The sequence below is a fragment of the uncultured Psychroserpens sp. genome (genome assembly GCF_947501425.1).
In the GTDB taxonomy this organism is placed as follows: Bacteria; Bacteroidota; Bacteroidia; order Flavobacteriales; family Flavobacteriaceae; genus Psychroserpens.
Map to the genome: position 1 here is coordinate 266,104 of NZ_CANMVN010000005.1, position 17,946 is coordinate 284,049.

18 protein-coding genes and 1 tRNA gene are annotated in these 17,946 nt (G+C 33.5%); 9 read left to right on the top strand and 10 right to left on the bottom strand.

Translation table 11 applies throughout. The features are described 5' to 3' along the window. The first annotated feature begins 3 nt into the window (after positions 1 to 3). Genes Q0951_RS09670 through ribB form a run of 3 tightly spaced genes read left to right on the top strand, consistent with a single transcriptional unit; the run spans position 4 to position 4,236 of the window. On the top strand, positions 4 to 645 hold the full coding sequence (locus Q0951_RS09670; protein ID WP_299336382.1) for an outer membrane lipoprotein carrier protein LolA: 642 nt from the start codon (positions 4 to 6) through the stop codon (positions 643 to 645). 17 nt (positions 646 to 662) lie between these two features. Further along, positions 663 to 3,050: an LptF/LptG family permease gene (locus Q0951_RS09675; protein WP_299336383.1), complete on the top strand. Its 2,388-nt coding sequence runs from the start codon at positions 663 to 665 to the stop codon at positions 3,048 to 3,050. A 31-nt stretch (positions 3,051 to 3,081) separates the two neighbouring features. Beyond that, positions 3,082 to 4,236, top strand: coding sequence for a 3,4-dihydroxy-2-butanone-4-phosphate synthase (ribB, locus tag Q0951_RS09680; RefSeq protein ID WP_299336384.1), 1,155 nt, complete (start codon positions 3,082 to 3,084; stop codon positions 4,234 to 4,236). Here ribB and Q0951_RS09685 read toward each other — a convergent pair. The 3 genes from Q0951_RS09685 to Q0951_RS09695 all read right to left on the bottom strand — a co-directional run bounded on the left by Q0951_RS09685 (position 4,233) and on the right by Q0951_RS09695 (position 6,561). Continuing rightward, positions 4,233 to 5,426 carry a DegT/DnrJ/EryC1/StrS aminotransferase family protein gene (locus tag Q0951_RS09685; protein ID WP_299336385.1) on the bottom strand — a complete coding sequence of 398 codons (1,194 nt, stop codon included), beginning with the start codon at positions 5,424 to 5,426 and terminating at the stop codon, positions 4,233 to 4,235. The two genes, ribB and Q0951_RS09685, sit on opposite strands and share 4 nt — an antisense overlap. A gap of 3 nt (positions 5,427 to 5,429) precedes the next feature. Beyond that, the gene (locus tag Q0951_RS09690) at positions 5,430 to 5,846 is read right to left on the bottom strand and encodes a hypothetical protein (RefSeq protein WP_299336386.1); all 417 of its coding nucleotides are present in this window, start codon (positions 5,844 to 5,846) and stop codon (positions 5,430 to 5,432) included. Between the two features lie 85 nt (positions 5,847 to 5,931). Beyond that, the gene (locus Q0951_RS09695; protein WP_299336387.1) at positions 5,932 to 6,561 is read right to left on the bottom strand and encodes an NAD(P)H-dependent oxidoreductase; all 630 of its coding nucleotides are present in this window, start codon (positions 6,559 to 6,561) and stop codon (positions 5,932 to 5,934) included. A gap of 155 nt (positions 6,562 to 6,716) precedes the next feature. Between Q0951_RS09695 and Q0951_RS09700 the strand changes: the two genes are divergently transcribed. Then, positions 6,717 to 6,801 (top strand) — tRNA-Ser (locus Q0951_RS09700). Positions 6,802 to 7,183: 382 nt separating this feature from the next. Here Q0951_RS09700 and Q0951_RS09705 read toward each other — a convergent pair. Genes Q0951_RS09705 through Q0951_RS09720 form a run of 4 tightly spaced genes read right to left on the bottom strand, consistent with a single transcriptional unit; the run spans position 7,184 to position 10,687 of the window. After that, positions 7,184 to 8,059: a sterol desaturase family protein gene (locus Q0951_RS09705; RefSeq protein WP_299336388.1), complete on the bottom strand. Its 876-nt coding sequence runs from the start codon at positions 8,057 to 8,059 to the stop codon at positions 7,184 to 7,186. A 2-nt stretch (positions 8,060 to 8,061) separates the two neighbouring features. Then, a complete protein-coding gene (locus tag Q0951_RS09710) occupies positions 8,062 to 9,009 on the bottom strand; it encodes a sulfurtransferase (protein WP_299336389.1) in 948 nt (315 codons plus the stop codon). Continuing rightward, on the bottom strand, positions 8,993 to 9,466 hold the full coding sequence (locus Q0951_RS09715) for a monoheme cytochrome C (RefSeq protein WP_299336390.1): 474 nt from the start codon (positions 9,464 to 9,466) through the stop codon (positions 8,993 to 8,995). Before Q0951_RS09715 ends, Q0951_RS09710 begins: the two co-directional genes overlap by 17 nt. Next, the gene (locus Q0951_RS09720; RefSeq protein ID WP_299336391.1) at positions 9,467 to 10,687 is read right to left on the bottom strand and encodes a sulfite oxidase; all 1,221 of its coding nucleotides are present in this window, start codon (positions 10,685 to 10,687) and stop codon (positions 9,467 to 9,469) included. It lies immediately after the preceding gene. Between the two features lie 224 nt (positions 10,688 to 10,911). Here Q0951_RS09720 and Q0951_RS09725 point away from each other — a divergent pair, with 224 nt between their 5' ends. Then, positions 10,912 to 11,913 carry a 2-hydroxyacid dehydrogenase gene (locus tag Q0951_RS09725; RefSeq protein WP_299336392.1) on the top strand — a complete coding sequence of 334 codons (1,002 nt, stop codon included), beginning with the start codon at positions 10,912 to 10,914 and terminating at the stop codon, positions 11,911 to 11,913. Between the two features lie 8 nt (positions 11,914 to 11,921). On the opposite strand, the gene Q0951_RS09730 is transcribed toward Q0951_RS09725, so the two are convergent. Both Q0951_RS09730 and Q0951_RS09735 read right to left on the bottom strand, forming a co-directional pair. Next, the gene (locus Q0951_RS09730) at positions 11,922 to 12,860 is read right to left on the bottom strand and encodes a L,D-transpeptidase (RefSeq protein WP_299336393.1); all 939 of its coding nucleotides are present in this window, start codon (positions 12,858 to 12,860) and stop codon (positions 11,922 to 11,924) included. A 31-nt stretch (positions 12,861 to 12,891) separates the two neighbouring features. After that, positions 12,892 to 13,296: a CBS domain-containing protein gene (locus tag Q0951_RS09735; RefSeq protein ID WP_299336394.1), complete on the bottom strand. Its 405-nt coding sequence runs from the start codon at positions 13,294 to 13,296 to the stop codon at positions 12,892 to 12,894. A 128-nt stretch (positions 13,297 to 13,424) separates the two neighbouring features. Between Q0951_RS09735 and Q0951_RS09740 the strand changes: the two genes are divergently transcribed. Together Q0951_RS09740 and Q0951_RS09745 are read left to right on the top strand one after the other, a co-directional pair. Then, positions 13,425 to 13,793: a hypothetical protein gene (locus tag Q0951_RS09740; RefSeq protein ID WP_299336395.1), complete on the top strand. Its 369-nt coding sequence runs from the start codon at positions 13,425 to 13,427 to the stop codon at positions 13,791 to 13,793. A 4-nt stretch (positions 13,794 to 13,797) separates the two neighbouring features. Beyond that, positions 13,798 to 15,501, top strand: a complete 1,704-nt coding sequence (locus tag Q0951_RS09745; RefSeq protein WP_299336396.1) for an AarF/UbiB family protein — start codon at positions 13,798 to 13,800, stop codon at positions 15,499 to 15,501. Between the two features lie 66 nt (positions 15,502 to 15,567). On the opposite strand, the gene Q0951_RS09750 is transcribed toward Q0951_RS09745, so the two are convergent. Then, the gene (locus Q0951_RS09750) at positions 15,568 to 16,173 is read right to left on the bottom strand and encodes a hypothetical protein (RefSeq protein ID WP_299336397.1); all 606 of its coding nucleotides are present in this window, start codon (positions 16,171 to 16,173) and stop codon (positions 15,568 to 15,570) included. A gap of 229 nt (positions 16,174 to 16,402) precedes the next feature. On the opposite strand from Q0951_RS09750, the gene Q0951_RS09755 reads away from it, so the two are divergent. Both Q0951_RS09755 and Q0951_RS09760 read left to right on the top strand, forming a co-directional pair. Next, positions 16,403 to 17,185, top strand: coding sequence for an ABC transporter permease (locus tag Q0951_RS09755; RefSeq protein ID WP_299336398.1), 783 nt, complete (start codon positions 16,403 to 16,405; stop codon positions 17,183 to 17,185). Next, positions 17,182 to 17,943, top strand: coding sequence for an ABC transporter ATP-binding protein (locus Q0951_RS09760; RefSeq protein ID WP_299336399.1), 762 nt, complete (start codon positions 17,182 to 17,184; stop codon positions 17,941 to 17,943). Before Q0951_RS09755 ends, Q0951_RS09760 begins: the two co-directional genes overlap by 4 nt. Positions 17,944 to 17,946: the final 3 nt, after the last annotated feature.

Genomic DNA, 17,946 nt, shown 5'->3' on the forward strand with positions numbered 1-17,946 from the left:
ACAATGAAACAAATAATAGTAATAGTAGCATTTTTAGTTGGAGCAATTGGATTTTCACAAGAATCAAAAAAGGCAGAAGCTTTACTTAACGAAGTTTACAATAAAGTAAGCACCTACAAAAATATTTCAATCGATTTCAAATATGTCCTTGAAAACACAAGTGAGAATATCAAACAAGAGACACGTGGTGATGTAACCATGCAGGACGAAAAATACGTATTGAATATTCTTGGTGTTACCCGTTTGTTTGATGGAAAAAAGCTTTACACTATAAGTCCGGAAGATGAGGAAGTAACTATTTCTTCGGATAGTTCAGATGATGAGAATACCATTACACCAAGTCAGATGATGTCATTTTATAAAGACGGATATACTTACAACATGGATATCATGCAGGATGTTAAAGGTAGAAAGATTCAATTTGTAAAGTTGAATCCTATCGATACTAATTCAGAAATCAAAGAAGTGTACTTAGGTATTGATGCAAAGACCAAGCATATTTACAGACTTATTGAAATAGGAAAAAATGGTACTAAAACAACACTAACTGTTAATTCTTTTAAAACTAACGAACCAATATCCAAAACCTTATTTACTTTTGATGAATCTAAATACAAAGATTATTATATCAATAAGCTAGATTAGGCTAACCATTTCCTTTTATGAAAATACTAGATAGGTATATACTTACGACCTACCTAAAAACATTTTTGAGCGTGTTTTTAATACTCATGTTCATTTTTGTTTTACAGGCTATCTGGTTATATATTGGAGATCTTGCAGGTAAAGATTTAGATACGTTTGTTATTATCAAACTTTTGCTTTACATCACACCTACGCTAATTCCGCTTATTCTTCCTCTGACCATTTTACTAGTCTCAATCATGGTATTTGGACAATTTGCCGAAAACTATGAATTTGCTGCTATGAAATCTACAGGTATTTCATTACAGCGTGCCATGAAAAGCTTGAGTGTGTTTATTGTATTATTGGGATGTATTACTTTTCTTTTTTCTAATAATGTCATTCCACGTGCAAATTATAAGGTATATAACCTCAGGAAAAATATAGCACAAGTCAAGCCAGCATTGGCGATATCTAAAGGCCAATTCAATGAAATTGGATCCTATAACATTAAAGTCGAGGATAAGTATGGTGAAAACGACCAGTTTCTTAAAACAGTTGTCATCCATAAGAAATCCTCCAGTGGTTCAAAAAATAGAACAGTTATCATTGCAGAAAGAGGAGAGCTTAAAAGCAATGAAAATTCAAATATACTTCAGTTAGTACTCTATAACGGTAACTACTATGAAGACATCTTTTCTAAGACACCTAATCAGACTAAGAAGAAACCGCATGCAAAAAGTTATTTTGAGGAGTATACAATTAATGTAGACTTGGAAGGTCTGAACGATGTTGACATTAACGACGAAAGTTACGACAACCGCTACAACATGCTTAATGTTAGCCAGTTGAATCAAAAGATAGACAGTCTGTATCAAAAAAAGAACGACAACCTGAAGTCCTTTTCAAATACACTTTATAGTCGTACAGCAATAGCTACATTGAATAATAACATTTCGCCTAAACAAGACACAATTTTTGAAGGAAATGATGTTATAAAATTGTTTAACCACAGAACCAAATTACAGTTACTTAACCTTACCACAAATACCATAAATAGTACAAAACAGATTATTGCAACTAATAAGAAAAACTTTATTGCCAACACCAAATGGCGTAATAAACACGTACAATCCCTTCATGAAAAATATGTCTTGGGTATTGCCTGTATTATTTTATTTTTTGTTGGAGCACCATTAGGAGCGCTCATTAGAAAAGGTGGAATTGGCTTACCTCTTGTTGTTGCTATACTCTTATTTCTTACCTACCATTTTATAGGAATATTTGCTAAGAACAGCTCATTAGACGATTCAATAAATCCAATTATAGCTACATGGTTATCTACACTTATCATGCTACCATTGAGTATTTATTTAACGCGAAGAGCAACAAAGGACAGACCTCTTTTTGAATCTGAAGGCTTACTGGAACCACTAAAAAAACTATTTGGTATCAAGAGTAAAACCCTAGTTTATGATACAGGATTGTTAGATATCAATTCTGAAGCTTACAGCACTCTAAACAGTTATGACGATAAGAAACTCATAGATGTAGTAAAACACTACAGACAATATGATTATAATATTGAATACAGAAATTCATCGCTTGCTATATTAAACTCGAGAGGTATAACAGAACAAGAATTAAAATTTGGCGGTAATTTGACAGATCACGAGTATGAAGAGTCACTACGATTAAAATATGCTTATGAAGAGAATTCTAAATTGGCATTTGTGCTTTATGCCATTGCATTAGTTACGGCATTACCTGGAGCTGTATTAAGAAATAACGGGTTTCCAACTACTGGAAATACACTATTATATATTGGAATAGCCATAGGCTTGCTTTATTTATTTGCTCTTATTAAATCTTATATTGATCATTCTAATTTATATAAACAGTTAGGTAAGAAGAATATCTCTAATGCGATCGTATTCTTCATATTAGGTCTACCGTTATACTTTTTCTTTTATTTCTATCAGAAAAAGAAAATCAATGAAGATCTGAAAGTGAGTATAAAAAAAGCTATCGCAGACAACACTGAAACCAAAGAGTCTGTTGCAACAGAGATTAAAGATCCAAAAGGTTTTTCAATCCAATGGGACAACTATAAGGCCTATTCAAAATTTGCATTGATTTTTTATTGTGTTGGTAGTATTTTATTGGTGTCATACTTTATATTCAGAAACAACAAACTACCAGCAGCAGCGTCGGCTTCTTTAGAACTATCTGCTGTTTCAGGCTTTTTGTTTCTGGTGTATTCCATCATATCAAGCTTACATTTTGGAAAACTGTACTCGTTTATAAAATCAGCTGTAGGTTCTAAGCATGTCCTTTGGTCAATTTTAGGACTAATCTTATATCCCTTAATCTACTTTTTAAGACGAAATAAAATTCTTGAAGACTTTTCAACACAGAAAAAATAAGCCTTATCTTTGCACCTTTAAATAGATACTGATGACTAGCAACACCGCTCAACGCAAGAATAACATACAATTGAATACTATCGAGGAAGCCATTGAAGATATCAAACTTGGCAAAGTAATTATAGTAGTTGACGACGAGAACAGGGAAAATGAAGGTGATTTTATTGCGGCCGCAGAAGCTGTTACTCCTGAAATGATCAATTTTATGGCTATGCATGGCCGCGGACTTATTTGTGCTCCACTAACTGAGGATCGTTGTGAAGAACTGGACTTAACTATGATGGTACAAAACAATACCGTATTGCATCATACTCAGTTTACAGTATCTGTTGATCTTATTGGACATGGTTGTACAACAGGTATTTCTGTACACGACAGATCTAAAACCATTAAGGCATTAGTGGATCAAGACACAAAACCTCACGATTTAGGTCGTCCAGGTCATATTTTTCCTTTGAAAGCAAAAAATGGAGGTGTACTAAGACGAACAGGTCATACTGAAGCAGCTGTTGATCTAGCTAGATTAGCTGGATTTAAACCTGCTGGAATTTTGGTTGAAATCTTAAATGAAGATGGTACTATGGCCAGATTACCACAGTTAATCGATGTGGCCAAGAAATTTGATTTAAAACTCATTTCCATTGAAGACCTTGTGGCTTATCGTATGGAACACGACTCCTTAATTGATAAAAAGGAAGATTTCAATATAGAAACACGTTTTGGAAAATTCAGATTACGTGCTTACCAACAAACGACAAATAACCAAATTCATATTGCCCTAACTAAAGGTACATGGTCAAATGACGATTCTGTATTAACTCGAATAAACGCAACACTCGTCAATAATGATATTTTAGGAACATTGACTAATAATGCAGATGAAAAACTAGACGACATGTTTAGGGTTATAAATACTGAAGGCAAAGGTGCTATTGTGTTTATCAATCAGCAATCACAATCCATGAATCTATTAAAACGCCTAAACATCCTTAAAGAAAATCAGGAAGATGGAAACGTTGTAAAAGCTCCAAGAATTGAAATGGATGCTAAAGACTTCGGAATTGGTGCTCAAATTCTACATGACCTCAATATCCACAAGCTGAGACTGATCTCAAATACACAACAAACAAAACGTGTTGGAATGATTGGATATGGATTGGAAATTGTAGATTACGTTAATTACTAAAGAGACGACTTAATTGCCTTAACCATTTTAGAAGCTCTTTCTTTAACTTCTTCTTCTGTCCAGGATAGTTTAATCAAACAAGAGATATTTCGTCCAATAAAATGGTCAGATTGCTCAAATGATTTATTCTGAAGATTAGCTAAAGCTTGTTCAATTTCCGAAGATAAAGGAAATAGTGACTTCGTATTTTTAAGGTGATCCCATTTTCTAATGTAGTGCCAGTTATTATCATAATAGTGAAAACAAACATCTACACCACTGTCCTTAAAAGCAGTGGATACTTTTCGGGCAACTTCAAGATCAGGTAAGAAGAAATTTAAAAACGCATAGCTCTCCTCACCACCTTCAGGTACTTTTCTAAAGGTAACACCTTCAATGTTTTGGATAGCTTGACGTAGTATACCATAGTTCTTTTTCTGAATAGCAATAAACTCTGGTAAACGTTTAACCTGTGCTAAACCTACAGCTGCATTCAATTCTGAAATTCTAAAATTATAGCCTAAAAAAGGATGACTCTCAGCACCTCTATCGTTTCCAACGTGATCGTGACCATGATCGCTGTAATGATCTGCGTTAGTATAATAGTCTTTATTATTGGTAATCACTGCTCCTCCTTCACCGCAAGTAATGGTTTTTACAAAATCGAATGAAAAACAACCCAAATCACCTATGCTTCCCAGAGGTTGCCCATTATATGTGCCTCCAATCGCCTGACAAGCGTCTTCAATAAACAATAATTTATGTTTGGTACAAATCTCCTGAAGCGCATTCAAATCTCCCATACTTCCGCACATTTGAACGACCATAACAGCTTTAGTTTTAGTAGTTATAGCAGCTTCAACGGCTTTTGGATCTAATGTTAATGTATCATCAATATCAACAATGACAGGAATAGCTCCAAGCATTAATATAGCTTCAAAGCTAGCTACAAACGTAAATGATGGCATAATCACCTCATCTCCTGCTCCAACACCTGCTGATGCGAGCGCAACAGAAACAGCTGCTGTTCCGCTAGATACTAATTGTACATGATTGGTTTTAAACGTTTTTACAAGTTCAGCCTCTAATGCTTTGGCTTTCCAATGGCCATTGCGCATACCGTCAAAACCATATCGCATAAGAACACCATTATCTAAAACGTCATTAACTTCTTTTCGTTCAAGGTCACCAAATAACTCAAATCCAGGCATAGACTATTTTAATTTATCGTTCATTAAAGTAAGAAACGCCATAATATTCTCATCAGTCATGTTGGTAAGAGGTGTTAACACGGTATTTCCATTGTTATCAATTAATGACAATCCAGGAGCTGTAGTTTGTTTTGTGTAATGAATTCCTAATCTCACATTATAGGATTGTTTATCTGAAATATCTAATTTCAACCAAACAACTTTAGAATTAAATTTTTCAAAAGAACCGTTAGAGAAAAATGTGCTCAAGCGTTCTGATGCCTGAGTTTTCTGATTATCGGTAACATATACCAAAATTGGTTTGTTTTGATCTGAAGCCTGTTGTATTGCAGTTGTATTATCAGTGATCCAATTGACCTGAGATTGAGCAGATATTTGTAGTGTAAAAGCCAATACAAAAATGAATACTAGTTTTTTCATTATGATATTTAGATAAATGCGAAGGTTGTCGCTATTATGATTAAAACAAATATAATTAAATCAAGAGCACATCAAAAGCTTTTACTTACATTTCTATGACAGCATCTTCGAGTTGTTTTCTAACTTTCTTAAAATCGGCAAACATATCGTTTTCATCTCTAAATCCGACGGGTAGTAATAGAACAGATTTTAAATTTTTATCTTGGAGGTTTAAAATCTTGTCAAAGGCTTGCGGATTAAAACCTTCCATAGGACAGGAATCAATATGTTCAAAAGCACAAACAGTCATAAGGTTTCCAAGAGCAATATAGGCTTGCTTGACAGACCACTCCTGACGCTCTTTAATGGTTTTACCCTTCATCATTGTTTTAAGATCATTTCTGAAAGGCTCCAAAATGGTTTCTGGTGTTTCTCTAATATCTTTTACATTATCGAAATGATTGTCAATATCCTCATCAGAAATATTATTCTGAATACAAAATATTAATAGATGTGATGCTTCTAATACTTGCTTTTGATTATAGGAATGTTCGACTAACTGTTCTCTTATTCCCTTATCTTCTATAACTATAAGTTTGATGGTCTGCAATCCGAAGGATGTAGCTGTTAAATTGAAAGCTTGCTTTAAAGTATTTAATTTTTCATCAGACAGTAATTTTGAAGCATCAAATTTTTTTGTGGCATAACGCCATTTAAGCTTATTTATAGTGGTCATATGTAGTGTAATATTTTTTGCAAAAATACGGCTAGATATGAGATGAAACGTATGGTCTGTTATAAAATAATTCTATAGTCCTATTAAATACTTCAAAAAAAGGTCTTTTTTATTTGAAAGAATTAAAAAAGGATTCTATATTTGCAACCGCAATCGGAGAAATGGCAGAGTGGTCGAATGCGGCAGTCTTGAAAACTGTTGAGGGTCACACCTCCGGGGGTTCGAATCCCTCTTTCTCCGCAAAAAGAAGCCAAGTGTTTTTACACTTGGTTTTTTTATTGGAAGAAACTGAAGTTTACTTCAAGTTTATGGAAATAGAAAAACCAATAATTTTCTGAAAGAAAATTGGCTTCTATGCTTGCTCAGGATTACCTATGGGGATCATGTCAATAATCCCTCTTTCTCCGCAAACAAGCGCAAGGCTTGAAAAGAAAAAACCACCAAGTTTTACTTGAGTGGTTTTTTTATTTTTAAGATTTAGGCATTTGCAAAATGCCGTAAAAGGGAGATTGGAACAAAATCCCTCTTTCTCCGCAAAAGAAACCCATAACGAAAGTTATGGGTTTTTTGTTTTTAGCTGAATTAAAAGCTTATCTTAAAGCTAATATTAAATATTTAAATACTACTCTTTGCTTTTGCTAAATCCGTAAATATTTTGTCCAATAAAGTCTTTTGGAAACTTATCATCACCACGAAATCCTAGTTCTATGGTTCCACTATCTTCAGGAATATAATTGGTTTTGAATATGTAATCCCATAAGCTCAGGCTAATTCCGAAGTTAACACCATATTTACCTTCAGGTAATGTATAAGCATGATGATATAAATGCATTACCGGATTATTAAAAATATATTTTAAAGGTCCCCATGTGATTTTGATATTAGAATGATTGAAATGTCCAATAGTGATGGCTACAAAATGAACAATGTAAGCTTGCTCTGGTTCAAAGCCAAACAATATCATGACAGCAAATGTCTTTAGAGGCTTGTAGAGGATATTTTCCATCCAATGGTATCTTAAGTGTGCTGCAAACCCCATTTCTTTAACACTATGGTGCACTTTATGAAATCTCCACAATACAGGGTATTTATGTAATAAGACATGCGTGAACCACTGTACAAAATCTAAAACAATAAAAAACACCAATAATTGCAACCACATAGGCCAACCTGAAGGGTCAAATAATGCAATGGATTGACTGGTCACACCAAAATCGGCAAACGCAACTTCTAGCAATTTATAAAAACCACTTATAACGATCGCGAAAGCAAAAAAATTGAAGAACATATAGAAGGCATCAAGCCAAAAATCTTTTCTAAATATTGATTGATTTTTACGCCATGGAAAAGCGATTTCTAAAATCCAAACAAATAAAGATATTGCTATAAGTCCCCAAAAATAATTTGTATACCATGGAACTTCGAAAATAATTGACTTCCACGTCCATTCTACTGTACCATTAAATGCATTTACAAATGCGTCTACATATGTATTCATATCTATTGTTTTATTGTGGTGATGCTATCTTGTTCAAAAGGGAGGTCTTCAAAATAACTCCATTCTGTCCAGGATCCATCATAATTTCTTACATTTTTATACCCTAATAACTGGGTTAATATAAATGTGGTGTGTGCTGATCTAACTCCACTATGACAATACACAATAATTGTGTCGTTTTTTGAAGCTAACTGTTTATAAATACGATCTAATTCATCATAAGGTTTTATCATCAAATCTCCATGATAATCAATAGCTGATGACCAATCTATCCATTTACTATTAGGAATACGTCCACCTTTAGCTGCTCCTGATTTCTGTCGTTTTCCTGAAAACTCATCATCTGTTCTTGTATCTAGTAAAATGGTTTTACCATATAATGCCTCAACCATATCAGCTTTAGAAACATAGTATTTCATAGATGAATACTCAGGTAATTTAAACACTGTTTGAACTATTTTTGGTAACTCTGATGTCACTTCACCATTATTCTCTTTCCATGCTTTGAAGCCACCATGAAATAGTTTAACACCTGTAAAATCATAATTCTGCAATATCCACCATAATCTTGAAGAATCACACAATCCGTTATCATCATAAATTATTATGGTATCACTATTTTTTATACCTAAATTACTAAATAATACTTCTAATTGTTCCTTACTGATCATAATTCCCTTATAAGGGTAAGATAGGTCTTCAATATCTGTTCGCCATATATTTAAGGCTCCTGGGATATGTTCATCTAAATAAAATTCAGGTTTTCTAAAATCAATTATTTTAATATCAGGCTTACCAACTAGTTTTGATAATTCATCAACTTCTACAAGGTATGAATGAGACATCTCATTTGGCTCCTTCTTTACAACAGGCATCTGTTCTACCTCTTTATCTTTACAGCCAAAAAGCACAAACACCACTAAAAACAATACATTAATCTTCCAACTCATACCATTCTATATTAGTTAAGGATGCTCTTCTACCAACATCTTCAACAGGATAATTAGAGACCAAATAGCTTACAATGACATCTTGATTTTTTCCAAGATCCCACAAGTTTTGCGTCTCTTGCATCCACTTAATTGTAGCATTCCAACGCGCTTCACTCATTCTGTTTTGAGTTACTAATTTTGCTGAATGGCAATTTGTACAATTATTAACTACCACCATCAAACCCTCTCCTTCTTTTAAACCCGTCCTTACATGAATACCATTTTCAATACGGTCGATATCTTCTTCAGCATCCATAACTACATAGGTGTTCTTTTCACTTTTAAAGGCTGAAAAATCAGGATCAATCATATAATATATCAGTATTGCGCCAGCAATCATAAAGAGACTAAACAATCCCATCAACCGATAGAATATACGTCTTACACCTTCACGAAAATCTTGTTTTCCGGACATCTATTTGACTTTTATTGCAATTCTGTGACAAGCATTATTTAAATATCCTTTTGGATTCCATCCAGGAAGTAGCATAGGCTGCGCTTTACCTTTTGAGTCTGTGGCACGTGCCCAAACCTCATAGTATCCTCTCTTCGGAAATGTAACAGTAGCCGAAAAATGTTGCCAGGCTAGACGATTTGCAGGAGGCTCAATTGAACACCTGTTCCAAGTCGCACCAAAATCAATAGAATATTCCATTTTTGACACTTCTAATTCTCCTGCCCATGCATGACCTCTTATACGTAAAGATTTGCCTTCACTAATAGTTGCTCCGGTTTTTGGGTAGGTAATTAAGGATTTCACTGGCATAGACTCGATAATACACATATCTTCGTCTTTAACTTTTTCTCCAGGTGCGACAGGCTCACAAGGTACTCGATAGGCTGTACCAGTCATTTTTGCACCATCGTGAACTTTATTTCTAACACTTATTCTATTAACCCATTTTCCAGATACAGACGCTGGCCATCCTCCTGCAACCAGACGCAAAGGATATCCATGTACCATAGGTATATCTTTACCATTCATCTTAAACGCAAGCAAGGTCTCATCTTGTAATGATTTTGACATTGGTGCTCCTCTAGATATAGGTTCTTTTTTTGGATCTCTACTTAAATGGACATCGGTTGAATGATAACCAATATAAACAGCATTGTTTTTAATACCTACATCTTCAAGTACATCTCGCAATCTCACACCAGTCCACAATGCGCAATGCACTGCTCCAACAGTCCACTGATTTCCTTTTGCTGGAGGGTTAAATTCACTTCGGCCGTTTCCTCCACATTCTAATGTTAACTGATAGCTATAGTGCTTAAACTTAGACTTTAACTCTGAAAGTGTATAGGTTTTAGAGTTTACTACAGATTCGCCATCAATAGTAAGCGTCCATGTTTTAGCATTTACTTCCTCTGGAAGAAGTCCGTTATTTCTAACAAACATTTTTTCATTAGGCGTTATTTCATCATCTAACAAATGTGCCTGAGCCTCTATATTCCATGGTTTATCGTTTAAAACTACCATTTCCTTATGTTTATTAAACATTGTAAATGGGTCTGGATCTTGAAGTCCTATGGGAAAGTATCCCTCTAATATATTAGATCCAAAAACAATATCAGCTCCAATGAGCGCTGCAAATGAGCTTAAGGTTGCTTTTTTGATAAAACTTCTTCTTTCCAAAATGATAAAAATTTATGATAATCTTGAGCTATAAACGTATCAATATATAGTTTCCTGATTTTAATTTCTGTAACAAATGTTACAATTAGTATATAAGCTCTCAAAATCTCATATCATTTATGCTCTAATCAAATTTACTAAGTTAACTGCTCATGACCAATATCATTTAATATAAGCATCTTTCTAAATAAATTTATGCTATTGAAACTAATAGCATAAATATCATGAAAGTTCTTATTTACAGCGCCAAAGCATTTGAAATTCCGTATTTAGAGAAAGCTAATCGTAAAAAACACAATCTAACTTTTGTTGAGAATGCATTGTCTTCTGAAACAGCAATGCAAGCGGTTGGTTACGATGCTATCTCTATTTTCTCAGCTGACGAAGCATGCTTTCTTACCCTTGAAAAACTAAAAGATTTTGGTGTCAAATATATCTGTTTACGTTCTGTTGGTTATGATAATGTTAACTTAAGAGCTGCGTCAAGACTAAATATAAGAGTAGCAAATGTGCCAGCATATTCGCCATATGCCATCGCAGAACATGCAGTTAGCTTATTACTTACACTCAATAGAAAATTAATCGATTCAAATGAACGTGTGAAACGTTATAATTTCAATTTAGACGGATTGGTAGGCATCGATTTAAACGAAAAAACTGTTGGTATCATTGGAACTGGAAAGATAGGTTCTGTTATGGCTAAAATTATGAATGGATTTGGCTGCAAATTATTGGGTTATGATATTTCCGAAGACAAAGAATTAATAAGTAATTATAATCTAAGATATACAACACTTCAGGAATTATGTGAATTATCAGATATCATTTCAATTCATGTCCCTTTAAATTCAGATACCCACCATATGATCGATGAGGACCTCATATTTCTTATGAAAAAAGATGTTATGATCATAAATACAGCGAGAGGTGCTGTAATCAATACAGAAGACATGATTGACGCTCTTAAAAAGAAACAAATTGGTGCTTTAGGAATGGACGTATTTGAAAATGAAAAGGGAATTTTCTTTAAAGATCAATCTCAGGATATTCCTGATGATCCATTGCTGATACAACTCAATGCGTTTCCTAATGTTCTTATCTCGGGACATCATGCCTTTTTGACGAAAGAAGCATTAACCAATATAGCAGAAACAACCCTCTATAACTTAGATCAATGGTCAAAAAATAAAGAAAGTGATAATGAGTTAACTGATATAACAACTTAGATTATGGCTCAGTCTTTTTTTCTATAGATATCTTTCAAAACTGTGGAATCTCCATCCTTATTGACAACGTTCAGGTTGTACCGGATTTTGATTTTAGTGCCAACTGGCGCGTAGTAATAAATTACCCAAGCATCTGCTTCTTTTGTACCAATACAACCGTTTGAGGAAGCTTTTCCTAAAGACACTGGATTTGTAGTTGGATGAATTAATTGTCCGTAGCGTAATCCGTTAATTTCAGTTTCTATAAATGGAATTTGAGGTAATTTAGTTACTTTATCATCATCTCTTCTTGTTACTGTGTACTCTTTATTGGTCACAGGGTTTGCATATTTGGGATTACGTATATGATCAACAATATGACCTTCTCCTGTCTTAGTTCTCAGGTCTTCGATTCTTCCAGACATTTCGAGATATTTTTTTTGATGCTTCCCTACTCTAACAGGAAATTCATACAAGAGTATTGTATCTTGATACATACGCAATTTAAATTCTGGAATATTGATATCTATTATGGTTTTACTGAAATCGTTATAGAGTTGTTGCGCAGTTAATGAGTCTGGAATAATGAGCTTAACTCCTTTAGATAGAACAATCATTTTTTTCTGATTGTATACAAATGAATCTCTCGACTTCATTCGATAATAATCAGTATTTTGAAGGGTGTCAATAATCCAAGGATTGGCTCTAACAATCAAATGTTCAGTTAAAGTGTAAGGTGTTAATGAGTCATACTTTTGGACAATAGAGTCCAAATATTGAAAATAATCTTCAATGATAACAGGAGTTTTAACTTTAATACTGTCTAATACAATTTGAGATGATAATGTATCAACATACGAATAGTCATAAACTGTACTCGAATCAAAAGATCTTTCACTATTGAAACTCAACTTCAATACTAATATCAGTATCAAAACTATTAGTAGTCTGTGATCTAACTTAAACATCACTTTTCAGTTTTAATTCTAAAATGTAGGCTTAGGCTTCCTGCAAGAAATGCTTAATGATATCAGCAGTAGACACTATACCAACCACTTTGTCATTTTCTAAAATAGGTACCGCATGGTAATTGCCTTCAGTCAAAATGTTAGCAACCTCCTCTATATTGGCCTCTGATGTCATATAAAATGGATTTGGTGTCATGATATCTTTAACTTTAAGCGTCTTGTAAACTGCATTATCGTCACGCATTCCAGCTCCGGAAATATGATACATGAAATCAAGTAAACTTACCATACCAACTAGCTTATCGTTTTCAACTACAGGAATATGGTGATGAAACTCTTTTTTTTCATAAATATGTTTAACATCCAGAATATCTTGATCTGGTGAAACACACACCACATTTTTAGTCATTACTTTGGTTATAGAATTCGTTTTCATTGGATTATTATTTAGTATTTAATTTCAACTAAAGTTAACCCATTATTAATTCATTATAAATGATTTTAATCATTTTAAACTATTGAGTTTAGTGATACATTTGGGTATATTAAGTTAAGACTATAGTTATGAAAACTAAGACCATTTTAGAGTTACTTACATTAAGTTCAAGTCTCTACTATATTGCCAGAGACACACAATTATTGGATAAAATTGGTGAATACTCTGAAAAAGGAAAAGACAATTTTAATAAGCTCATGTCTGAACCACAATTAGATGAAAATGGCAATGAACTCGAGTTTGTAGACCGTATTGTTGCTAAAACACAAGAGCTCAAAGAGGAACTTAATGAAAAAATTGAAAAACAAGTTGTAAAGTTTTATAAGAAAATTAATGTTGCTCACTTAGATGAAGTTAAAGCATTACACGAAAAACTTGAAAAACTAGATGCTACAGTAGCACTACTGGAAGCTAGAATCAATCATTTGGAATCTTAATATCATGGGAATTATATCTGGTATAGGGAAAAATTTCAAATCTATCTCTAGATACAATCAAATCCTCAGAGTCTTGTTAAAGTATGGTTTTGAAGATTTAGTATACTATCTAGAAGAAAAGAAGCAGTATACTTTTCTCCAAAAACTAATTCCGAAATCGTCTCGAAAACATGCCATGGAGTTCAGTAAATGGGCAAAAATGAGATTGGTATGTGAAGAGTTAGGTCCAACTTTTGTAAAGTTTGGCCAGATTTTAAGCAACAGACCAGATTTAGTTCCATTAGAATTAACTTTTGAATTAGAAAAACTTCAGGACAGTGTGCCTCCAATGCCTGAAAACGAAGCTAAAAATGTTGTTGAAACCGAATTAGATAATACGGTAGATCAACTTTTTGCCTGGTTTGACCCTAAGCCTTTTGCATCAGCATCCATGGCACAAGTACATAAAGTTACTTTACATTCTGGTAAACGAGTTGCTCTGAAAATTCAACGTTCAGGGATTCACGATGTCATTACAGAAGATATTAAAGTCATGTACAAAATAGCAGACGTCCTAGAAAGACGCATGCCTTCATTAAAAAGTTTTGACCCTGTCGGACTTGTGAAAAATTTTGAAGATTCTATCCTAAAAGAAATCGACTTTATCAATGAATCTATTAACGTTCAGCGTTTTTATAACAATCTTAAAAACGATAATTCCTTAGATCAGTTTGCCAATGCGCCTAAGGTATATCCTGAATTCACAACATCTAAGGTATTGGCTTTAGAATTCATTTCTGGGATTAAAATTGACCAGATTAATGATCTCGAAGACAAAAACTATAATCCTAAAGTTATAGCAAGACGACTCGCAATTAGCTATTTTAAACAAATATTTGAATACGGTTTTTTCCATGCCGATCCGCATCCTGGTAATTTATTTGTATTGCCAAACGGACATATTTGCTATTTAGACTTTGGTATGATGGGAAGCATGCTGCCTAGAGATATTTCTATTTTTGGAAAATTATTTATTGCCATTACTGAAAAAGATGTTAAAAACATTATTAAAGCACTGCAGCAATTATCAAATAATGCTCCTATACCTAACATGAGGGATCTTGAATTTGATATTAATGAATTTGTAGAAAAATACTATGTACGTGATATTCACGATAATGAAATGAGTACTATTCTTCTTGAGCTCAAAGACATTATTATTGCTCATGGATTAAAAGTACCAACTTACTTTTTCTTATTTGCCAGATCACTAGTAACACTTGAAGGTGTCATTAATAAGTTACATCCTGAATTGGAACAATTTGAAATCGTAAAACCCTACCTCAGAAAGAGTGCTACACAAAAGTACAATCCTATGGTTATTGGTAAGAAAGTGGCAAATTCTGTTGTAGAACTCACTAATTATATGGAAGAATTTCCAACAGATCTAAAAAATGCCATTAGAAAAATCAATTCAGGAGAAGTTAAAGTCGACCTAACTCATAAAGGGATTGACCCTATGGTTCATACGCTTCAACGCATCACCAAACAACTCATAACAGCATTTATCATGGTGGCCTTAATTATTGGTGCTTCTCTATTCATTATTTTCGAGATCAAACCATTATGGGGTGGCATATCTCTTTTAGGTATGGCAAGCTTCTGCCTTGCAGTTATTCTCGGATTTGGAATGGTAATGAACATTAAAAAAGGAGATTATGACACCTAATGTTTATTATAATACATAAAAAAAGTACAATTTATCATTGTACTTTTTTTGGTTCTTATTAAAGGTCTAAGACATAGAAAATGCCTTTTTAAAATGATCGAAAGCTTCAGATATCTCATTTTGAAAATGTTCAAACTTAGTTTCTTCCTTCTTTTTCTTACCGTATTTATCCTTAAACGAGTTGATAAAAGAATTAAAATCGAGTTTCCCTTTTTCGAAGGTGTCTTTAGCTTTTTTCTTGTCCTCATTGAATCGCTGCTCTAAAATTTCAAGCTGAATTTTAAATTGTTCAATTTCAATAAGTGCTAATGCATACATTCGGTTGAGCGTATCATTAGTTTTAATTTTAACTTCAATATCATGTATTGTTGCTAATAATTGCTTTTTTTGCTTTTTAAAAGCCTCTTTAGTTTCAGCCTTACCTAATGCCAACTGCACACGAAGCTCATCAAATTTAGTATTGACTTCCTCTATTTTTTCTTTAATACCTTTAATTTTGAATTCGCTATCGTGAATAAATAGATTAAATTTTTGTTTAACCTCTTCATACTTATCCTTTGCTTCAGCTTTTCCTAATGCGGCCTGAACCTGAAATTCTTCAAGCTCAACTGCAGTTTTTCTGAGCGCCTTTATAACCTTGTCTACAAAGTGACTATCGTGTTTAGTTTTCATGATTATTGTGATTTATGATGATATTAAATGTCTCAATAAAACCTCTAAAACACAATGATATATATCAGTAACTTCATTTAGCACAAGCCTTGCTAATAGTTATTCAAATAAATCATAAACACTTCTAAATCTGTCCTAATCATAATAATAAAATTGAATATTGAATTGACCATTATCATTTTATAGATATAGTATTTACAATACATTTGAGTAGTATGTTACTCAAAACATGACTGACAAAAACAACATAAGATCTCAATTGAAATCCTTCTTAATTGAAGTTGGAGACATCTCATATTTCACTAAACGTTTTTTTACTGAAGTGTTTAAGCGACCGTTTGAAATGAAGGAATTTCTTCGTCAGTGCTATAATATGGGAAATCGCTCTCTATTACTTGTTGGTATTACGGGTTTTATTATCGGACTAGTATTAACCTTACAAACACGACCGACGTTAATGGAATTTGGTGCTGTATCATGGATGCCATCAATGGTAAGTATCTCAATTGTTAGAGAAGTAGGACCTATTATTACAGCTTTGGTTTGTGCTGGTAGAATTGGTTCTGGTATAGGTGCCGAACTAGGCTCAATGCGTGTTACAGAACAAATTGATGCTATGGAAGTTTCTGGAACAAATCCGTTTAAATATTTAGTCGTCACACGTGTTTTAGCCATCACGCTCATGCTACCTTTATTGGTGCTTTTTGGTGATGCTATTGCATTAATGGGTTCATATTTGGTTGAAAATGTAAAAGGTAATGTATCGTTCATGCTCTATTTCAATAAAGTATTTGATGCCTTAGAGTTTGGCGATATTATTCCTGCTACTATCAAATCTTTCTTTTTTGGATTAGCCATCGGAATTGTAGGTTGTTTCAAAGGATTTAATTGTAGTAAAGGTACTGAAGGTGTTGGGAAAGCTGCTAATACAGCTGTAGTTCTTTCATCCTTATTACTGTTTATTATCGACTTTATAGCTGTTTTTGTAACCGATATTTTTTATGATTTATGACCACATCAAATCAAATATCAGCAAAGGAAATCGTACTTGAGATTAAAGATCTGAGAAAGAGTTTTGGTGATAACCACGTTCTAAATGGTTTTAATATGCAGCTATTTCAGGGCGAGAGTCTTGTGATTATGGGAAAATCGGGTTCGGGAAAATCGGTAATGATCAAATGCTTGGTTGGATTAATGGAAGCCGATAGTGGCTACATACGAGTTATGGATAATGACATCACTACACTAGATCAAAATGCTTTAGACATTCTACGTGCTGATATTGGATTTCTGTTTCAAGGTAGTGCATTATATGATTCTATGACTGTACGTGAAAATTTAGAATTTCCGTTAAGACGTCATACCAAAAAATTTGGTGACCATGTCGATACCGATGCCTTAGTAAAAGAAGCTCTGGAAAATGTAGGATTATTGGGTGCTATAGATCTTATGCCTGCGGAACTTTCCGGAGGAATGAAACGTCGAATTGCATTAGCCAGAACCCTAATTCTTAGACCTAAAATCATTCTTTATGATGAACCTACAAGTGGTTTAGATCCAATTACAGCAAAAGAGATCATCCTGTTAATGCAAGACATCCAAAAAAAATATGGCACTTCATCACTTATCATTACTCATGATGTGGATTGCGCCAGAGTTATTTCAGATAGAATGATATTATTAATTGATGGTATTGATTATGCAGAAGGCACATTTCAGGAGTTATCATCAAGCAGTGATCCGAAAATAAAAGCATTTTTTAAACATTAAGAC

What these genes read in the sequence shown, in the direction of transcription:
- Q0951_RS09670 (WP_299336382.1), top strand. Translation starts at nt 4, where the DNA reads ATGAAACAAATAATAGTAATAGTAGCATTTTTAGTTGGAGCAATTGGA.
- Q0951_RS09675 (WP_299336383.1), top strand. Translation starts at nt 663, where the DNA reads ATGAAAATACTAGATAGGTATATACTTACGACCTACCTAAAAACATTT.
- ribB (WP_299336384.1), top strand. Translation starts at nt 3,082, where the DNA reads ATGACTAGCAACACCGCTCAACGCAAGAATAACATACAATTGAATACT.
- Q0951_RS09685 (WP_299336385.1), bottom strand. Translation starts at nt 5,426, where the DNA reads ATGCCTGGATTTGAGTTATTTGGTGACCTTGAACGAAAAGAAGTTAAT.
- Q0951_RS09690 (WP_299336386.1), bottom strand. Translation starts at nt 5,846, where the DNA reads ATGAAAAAACTAGTATTCATTTTTGTATTGGCTTTTACACTACAAATA.
- Q0951_RS09695 (WP_299336387.1), bottom strand. Translation starts at nt 6,561, where the DNA reads ATGACCACTATAAATAAGCTTAAATGGCGTTATGCCACAAAAAAATTT.
- Q0951_RS09705 (WP_299336388.1), bottom strand. Translation starts at nt 8,059, where the DNA reads ATGAATACATATGTAGACGCATTTGTAAATGCATTTAATGGTACAGTA.
- Q0951_RS09710 (WP_299336389.1), bottom strand. Translation starts at nt 9,009, where the DNA reads ATGAGTTGGAAGATTAATGTATTGTTTTTAGTGGTGTTTGTGCTTTTT.
- Q0951_RS09715 (WP_299336390.1), bottom strand. Translation starts at nt 9,466, where the DNA reads ATGTCCGGAAAACAAGATTTTCGTGAAGGTGTAAGACGTATATTCTAT.
- Q0951_RS09725 (WP_299336392.1), top strand. Translation starts at nt 10,912, where the DNA reads ATGAAAGTTCTTATTTACAGCGCCAAAGCATTTGAAATTCCGTATTTA.
- Q0951_RS09730 (WP_299336393.1), bottom strand. Translation starts at nt 12,860, where the DNA reads ATGTTTAAGTTAGATCACAGACTACTAATAGTTTTGATACTGATATTA.
- Q0951_RS09735 (WP_299336394.1), bottom strand. Translation starts at nt 13,296, where the DNA reads ATGAAAACGAATTCTATAACCAAAGTAATGACTAAAAATGTGGTGTGT.
- Q0951_RS09740 (WP_299336395.1), top strand. Translation starts at nt 13,425, where the DNA reads ATGAAAACTAAGACCATTTTAGAGTTACTTACATTAAGTTCAAGTCTC.
- Q0951_RS09745 (WP_299336396.1), top strand. Translation starts at nt 13,798, where the DNA reads ATGGGAATTATATCTGGTATAGGGAAAAATTTCAAATCTATCTCTAGA.
- Q0951_RS09750 (WP_299336397.1), bottom strand. Translation starts at nt 16,173, where the DNA reads ATGAAAACTAAACACGATAGTCACTTTGTAGACAAGGTTATAAAGGCG.
- Q0951_RS09755 (WP_299336398.1), top strand. Translation starts at nt 16,403, where the DNA reads ATGACTGACAAAAACAACATAAGATCTCAATTGAAATCCTTCTTAATT.
- Q0951_RS09760 (WP_299336399.1), top strand. Translation starts at nt 17,182, where the DNA reads ATGACCACATCAAATCAAATATCAGCAAAGGAAATCGTACTTGAGATT.